This window comes from Haloferax sp. ATCC BAA-644 (genome assembly GCF_000336975.1).
Taxonomy (GTDB): domain Archaea; phylum Halobacteriota; class Halobacteria; order Halobacteriales; family Haloferacaceae; genus Haloferax; species Haloferax volcanii.
Genome location: NZ_AOLF01000031.1, coordinates 1 through 5,551, shown reverse-complemented (window position 1 = coordinate 5,551; position 5,551 = coordinate 1). Strand labels below are relative to the sequence as shown.

Here is a 5,551-nt window from a genome sequence, read left to right as displayed (position 1 = left end):
CTTGCCAGCCCGCTCAGAGATGTGTATAAGAGACAGGTCGAAAGCTCCGGCTCGCCGCCGAAGTCGCCCGCTTTGAGTCTGCCGCGCGCGCCGTCGAGAATGGCCTCCGTCGCGTCGGTCCGGTTGTTCGTGTAGTGGACGACGTGGAGGCTTCCGCCCATCCCGTCGACCATCTCGATGGCGAAGTCGAGCGCGCGTTTGCTGGCGTCGGTGCCGTCGATGGGGATGAGAACGTCCATACGAAACAGAGGACCCGCGGGGCGGTAGTTCTACCGCCCGGAGCGACAGCCGACGCGAGGTGGCGAGGACGGGCAGTCGGTTATCGGTCGAGCGCCGAGATGGCCTCGGCGGCCTCGCGCGCGGCGGTTAGATACTCCGTCGCCCGCCGCGGGTCGTCGGTGGATTCGGCGCGCTCGGCGGCCCACGTCAGCGTCCGTACGAGCGACTCGCGCGCGGCGGTCACGTCGCCGGCGACCTCGCGGGGCGCGCGTCGCTCGGTCGCCTCCCGCTCGCCCGCGGTTCGCGTCCGAGTCGGTGCCGCGGCGCGCCCGTTCGCGCCGGTGGGGTCGCGGCGCGTCTCGTCGGCGGCCTCGGTGCTCCCCGCGGAGGCGGCCGTCTCGTTCGCGTTCGCCTCGGCTTCGGCTTCGCTTTCGTCGGCTTCGACGGCCGCTTCGGCGGCCTGCTCGGCGTCTTGGTCGGCGTTCGCCGCGGCCTGCCCCTCGGCCTGACAGGTCGGACAGAACACCTGCCCCTCGTAGCGGAACAAGGGGTCGCCGCAGTTGTCGCAGTGCTTGTTCGTCATCGTCGCGCCCTTGAGGAGCAACTCGCTCATCCGCTGGGTCGACCGGCGCTTCGTTTCGTCTCGCTCGTACTTCTCCCGAAGTCGCTGGCGCTCTGCTTCCTTGTCGAAATCGCTCATGTGCGTGTAGACGCGACGTGCGTCGAAAAACCCCACGGCGTCGTTCGACCGGTTTCGTCACCGGCGGTCTCACCGGCTCTCGCGCCCGAGTCCACCCCGTCGCCGTCGCCCGAAGTTCGACGACTGACGAACACGAAATCGACAGACTGCGGTTCGGTGCCCGTTCCGAAACGTTTACTCGGAATCCACAGCGTCGTTAATGTGGCATGACGAAAGTTAGCGTGATTGGTGCGGCCGGCACGGTCGGTGCCGCGGCTGGGTACAACCTCGCGCTTCGCGATGTCTGTGACGAACTCGTGTTCGTCGACATCCCGAAGATGGAAGACAAGACGGTCGGACAGGCGGCGGACACGAACCACGGCATCGCGTACGACTCCAACACGGTCGTGACGCAGGGCGGCTACGAGGACACCGCCGGCTCCGACGTGGTCGTCATCACGGCGGGCATCCCGCGGCAGCCGGGACAGACCCGCATCGACCTCGCGGGCGACAACGCCCCCATCATGGACGACATCGGCTCCTCGCTCGCGGAGCACAACGACGACTTCGTCTCCATCACCACGTCGAACCCCGTCGACCTGCTCAACCGTCACCTCTACGAGACGGGCGACCGCGACCGCCACAAGGTCATCGGCTTCGGCGGCCGCCTCGACTCCGCCCGCTTCCGCTACGTGCTGAGCCAGCGCTTCGACGTGCCGGTCAAGAACGTCGACGCGACCATCCTCGGTGAGCACGGCGACGCGCAGGTGCCCGTCTTCTCGAAGGTCCGCGTCGACGGCAACGACCCCGCCTTCTCCGCCGACGAGAAAGAGGAGATTCTCGGTGACCTTCAGGAGTCCGCCATGGACGTCATCGAGCGCAAGGGCGCGACCCAGTGGGGCCCGGCGACCGGCGTCGCCCACATGGTCGAGGCCGTCCTGCACGACACCGGTGAAGTGCTCCCCGGCTCGCTCGTCCTCGACGGCGAGTTCGGCTACGAGGACACCGCCTTCGGCGTCCCCGTCAAGCTCGGCTCGAACGGCATCGAGGAGGTCGTCGAGTGGGACCTCGACGACTACGAGGCCGACCTCATGGACGACGCGGCCGAGAAGCTCCGCGACCAGTACGACGAAATCGCGTAAGCCGCTTCGACTCGCTCACGCGACGAATCCAATCCGTCTTTTTCACCCGACGCGGCCGACCCCGCTCAGAGCCGTCGCTTCAGCTCCGCGGCCGTCTTCTCGCCGACGCCGGGAACGTCCGTTAGGTCCTCGACCGACGCCTCGCGCACGCCCTCGACGCTGCCGAACCGCGTCAGCAGCGCCCGGCGGGTCTTCTCACCGACGCCGGGCACGTCGTCGAGGACGGTCTTCACCTCGTCGCGGAGCGTCTGGTGGTACTGGACGGCGAAGCGGTGGGCCTCGTCGCGGACGCGCTGGAGGACGTGCAGGTGCGGCGCGTCGTCCGGCCAGTCGAAGGTTCGGTCGGGCGTGACGACCAGTTCGCGGTCCTTGGCGATGCCGACGGCGGGCACGTCCCACCCGGTCTCCTCGAGGGCGTCGAGCGCGGCGTTCAACTGGCCCTTGCCGCCGTCGATGAGAAGCAGGTCGGGGTCCGGGCGGTCGTCGCGGCCCTCCAGCGCGCGGGTCGCCCGCCAGCGGACGAGTTCGCGCATGTTCGCGTAGTCGTCGTTGCGCTCGGGGAGTCGCCGCCGGCGGTAGTCCGCGGTCTCGGCGCTCCCCTCGACGAAGCACACGTCGCTGCCGACGACGGCCTTACCCTGCGCGTGGCTCACGTCGAACCCTTCGATGCGGGCAACGCGGCGCACGTCGAGGTCGAGTTCGCGGGCGAGCGTTGCGAGGCCGTCGTCGCGGCCGGCGCGCCGGCGGGCGTTCTTCAAGGCGAGTTCGACCAGTTTCGCCTCGCGGCCCGCGCCGGGGACGCGGACGCCCACGCCCTCGGCTTCGAGCCACGCCACCACGTCCTCGTCGTCGGGGCGCTCCGAGAGGACGACCGCGTCGGGGAGGTCGCGCTCGGCGTAGAACTGCGCGAGGAACGCCGAGAGAACGGCGGCCGTGCGGTCTTCGCCCTCGGGCGCGTCGAGGTGGTGGCGGGTCCGGTCCACCAGTTGACCGCGCTCGGCGTGGAGTCTGGCGACCGTCGCCGAGTCGCCGCGGAGCGAGACGCCGAGCACGTCGATGGCGCGCTCGTCGGCCTGCGACGAGACGGCGTCTTCGCCCGCGCCGTGGAACGACTCGACGGCTTCCAGCCGGTCGCGGAGGTTGGCGGCGCGCTCGAACTCCGCGTCCTGCGCGGCCGCCTCCATCTCCCGTCGGAGCGGGTCCGCGAGGACGCCCGTCTCGCCCCCGAAGAAGCGAACCGCCGATTCCACGTCCTCGCGGTAGTCGCGCTCCGCGATTTCGCCGGTACAGGGGGCCGTACACAGGCCCATCTCGTAGTCGAGACACGGCCGCGAGCGGTTCGAATACTTGTGGTCAGAACAGCCGCGGAGGCCGTAGGTCTCTCGAATCGCCTTCACGACCGTCTCGACGCGGCCCTTGTCGGTGTACGGCCCGAAGACGGTCGCGGAGTCCTCGGGGTCGCGGGTGACCTCGATGCGCGGGACCGCGTGGGCCGTCAGTTGGACGAGCGGGTAGGATTTGTCGTCTTTCAGGCGGACGTTGTAGCGCGGTTGGTGGCGCTTGATGAGGTTGGCTTCGAGGAGCAGCGCCTGCGTCTCAGTGTCGGTAACGGCGAAGTCGATCTGTTCCGCGCGGGCGACCATCCGGGAGATGCGCTCCGAGCGCGGGTCCGCGTACGACCGGACTCGCGCGCGGATGTCGACCGCCTTCCCGACGTACAGCACCGCGTCGCCGGCGACGAACTGGTAGACGCCGGGGTCCGACGGCAGCGCGCTGGCTCGTTCGCTGACCGCGGCAGGGTCCATCTGGGGTGGCTTACCGCGCGAGAGGCTTGAGGTTGACGCGTCGGGCGCACCGCCCTCCAGTGGCCACCCAATTATCTTATTTGATACTGTCCTCGAAAGATACTCCTGTGATGCCCTGAAACGAAGTCGATAATGTCACTTGGTATACTCTCACGCGTCCGCTCGTGGTTCGGTGAGGAGACGCCGTTACCGGACGGCGGAATCGTCGCCGGTTCCGCCACCGACGCGCCGGACCTGAACGTCGACGACGACGTACTGCTCGACGGCGTCGGGCTTCCGGCGTTCGTCCTCGACGAACAGGGTCGTATCGCGGCGTGGAACGCCGGCGTCGAGTCGCTGACCGGCACGTCCGCGGACGCCGCGCTGGGCCGACGCGACCTCGGTGAGACGTTCTACGGCAACGCCGCGGCCCGGGTGCTCGCGGGGCAGGTCCTCGACAACCCCCGCGACGCCGCGTCGCTCGACGGCGTGGAACTCGACGACCCCGACCGCCTGCTGTACGCCGCGGAGGAGACGTTCGCGGACGCGAACGGCGACGACTGTCACGCCCGGCACACCGCGATGCCGCTGTACGAGGGCGACGAGCTCGTCGGCGTCCTCCAGACCGTCCGCAACCGGACGACCGAGGTCGAGCGCCACCGCGAGGTCGCCGCGCTCGTCTCCGAGGTCGAATCGACGCTGACCCAGTTGAGCCAAGGGAACCTCGACGCGCGGGCGACGATAGACGACAGCGGGGCCGTCGACGACCAACTCTATCTCGTCGTCGACGCGGTCAACGAGACGGCGCGGAACCTCTCGACGCTGGCGTCGAACGTCGAAGACGAGACGGAGACGGCGACCGCGGCGGTCACGCGGGCGGCGTCGGCGGCCGACGCCATCGTCGAGAACGTCGACGAACAGCGCGACCTCCTCGACGAGGGCGCGACCCAGATGCAGCAGTTCAGCGCGACGATGGAGGAGGTCGCCGCCACCGCCGACGAGGTCGACACGGCGGCCACGGAGGCGCGGGAGGCGACCGCCGAGGGTCGCGAGGCCAACAGCGAGGCGCGGGAGGCCACGGAGAGCGTCGTCACGATGGGCGACGAACTCGTCGACCGCGTGACCGAACTCGGCGGCCGCATGGACGACATCGAGGCGGTCGTCGAGGTCATCTCCGAGGTGGCCGAACAGACGAATCTGCTCGCGCTCAACGCCAACATCGAGGCCGCCCGCGCGGGCGAGGACGGCGACGGGTTCGCCGTCGTCGCGGAGGAGGTCAAGTCGCTCGCCGACGAGACGCGCCAGCACACCGAAGACATCACCGCGCAGATAGAGAACATCCAGTCGCAGACCGACGAAGCGGTCCACGCGGCGACGGAGTCCAACGACCGCATCGAACACGCCGACGAGCGCATCTCCGAGATGCTGGCGGCGTTCGAGGAAATCGCCGCCTCCATCGACACCGCCGCCGACGGCGTCGCGGAGGTCTCCCGCGCGACCGACGAGCAGGCCGAGGCGGTCGAGGAGCTGACCGCGACCATCGAGGACGTGCGCGACCGGACCGTCGAGACCGAGGGCGCGGTCGACAGCATCGTCACGGCGACCGACGAGAGCACGCAGGCGCTGTCTGCGCTCGCCACGGAAGTCGAGGAGCTGACCGGGAGCCGGTCTGCCTGACGTGAGTCGGACACGCGTCCGCGTCAGGCGACGCCGGCGAGGAGGTTCCC

At 69.5% G+C, this 5,551-nt stretch carries 5 protein-coding genes (1 of these 5 cut by a window edge); 2 read left to right on the top strand and 3 right to left on the bottom strand.

The features are described 5' to 3' along the window. Positions 1–239, bottom strand: the 5' portion of a protein-coding gene (locus C458_RS13520; protein ID WP_008576500.1) for a universal stress protein. 31 nt of this gene lie to the left of the window's left edge; the window shows 239 of its 270 coding nt (coding positions 1–239); its start codon is at positions 237–239; its stop codon lies off the left edge, out of view. Between the two features lie 80 nt (positions 240–319). Then, complete coding sequence (locus C458_RS13515) at positions 320–919, bottom strand: Sjogren's syndrome/scleroderma autoantigen 1 family protein (protein ID WP_049897090.1); 600 nt, start codon at positions 917–919, stop codon at positions 320–322. A 206-nt stretch (positions 920–1,125) separates the two neighbouring features. On the opposite strand from C458_RS13515, the gene mdh reads away from it, so the two are divergent. Continuing rightward, positions 1,126–2,040 carry a malate dehydrogenase gene (gene mdh / locus C458_RS13510; protein WP_008578602.1) on the top strand — a complete coding sequence of 305 codons (915 nt, stop codon included), beginning with the start codon at positions 1,126–1,128 and terminating at the stop codon, positions 2,038–2,040. A gap of 65 nt (positions 2,041–2,105) precedes the next feature. Here the strand turns inward: mdh and C458_RS13505 are convergent, their stop codons facing one another. After that, entirely contained in the window at positions 2,106–3,845 is a 1,740-nt protein-coding gene (locus tag C458_RS13505) for an excinuclease ABC subunit C (RefSeq protein ID WP_008576495.1), read from the bottom strand. Positions 3,846–3,977: 132 nt separating this feature from the next. Between C458_RS13505 and C458_RS13500 the strand changes: the two genes are divergently transcribed. Next, the gene (locus tag C458_RS13500; protein WP_008576494.1) at positions 3,978–5,501 is read left to right on the top strand and encodes a methyl-accepting chemotaxis protein; all 1,524 of its coding nucleotides are present in this window, start codon (positions 3,978–3,980) and stop codon (positions 5,499–5,501) included. Positions 5,502–5,551 lie beyond the last annotated feature (50 nt).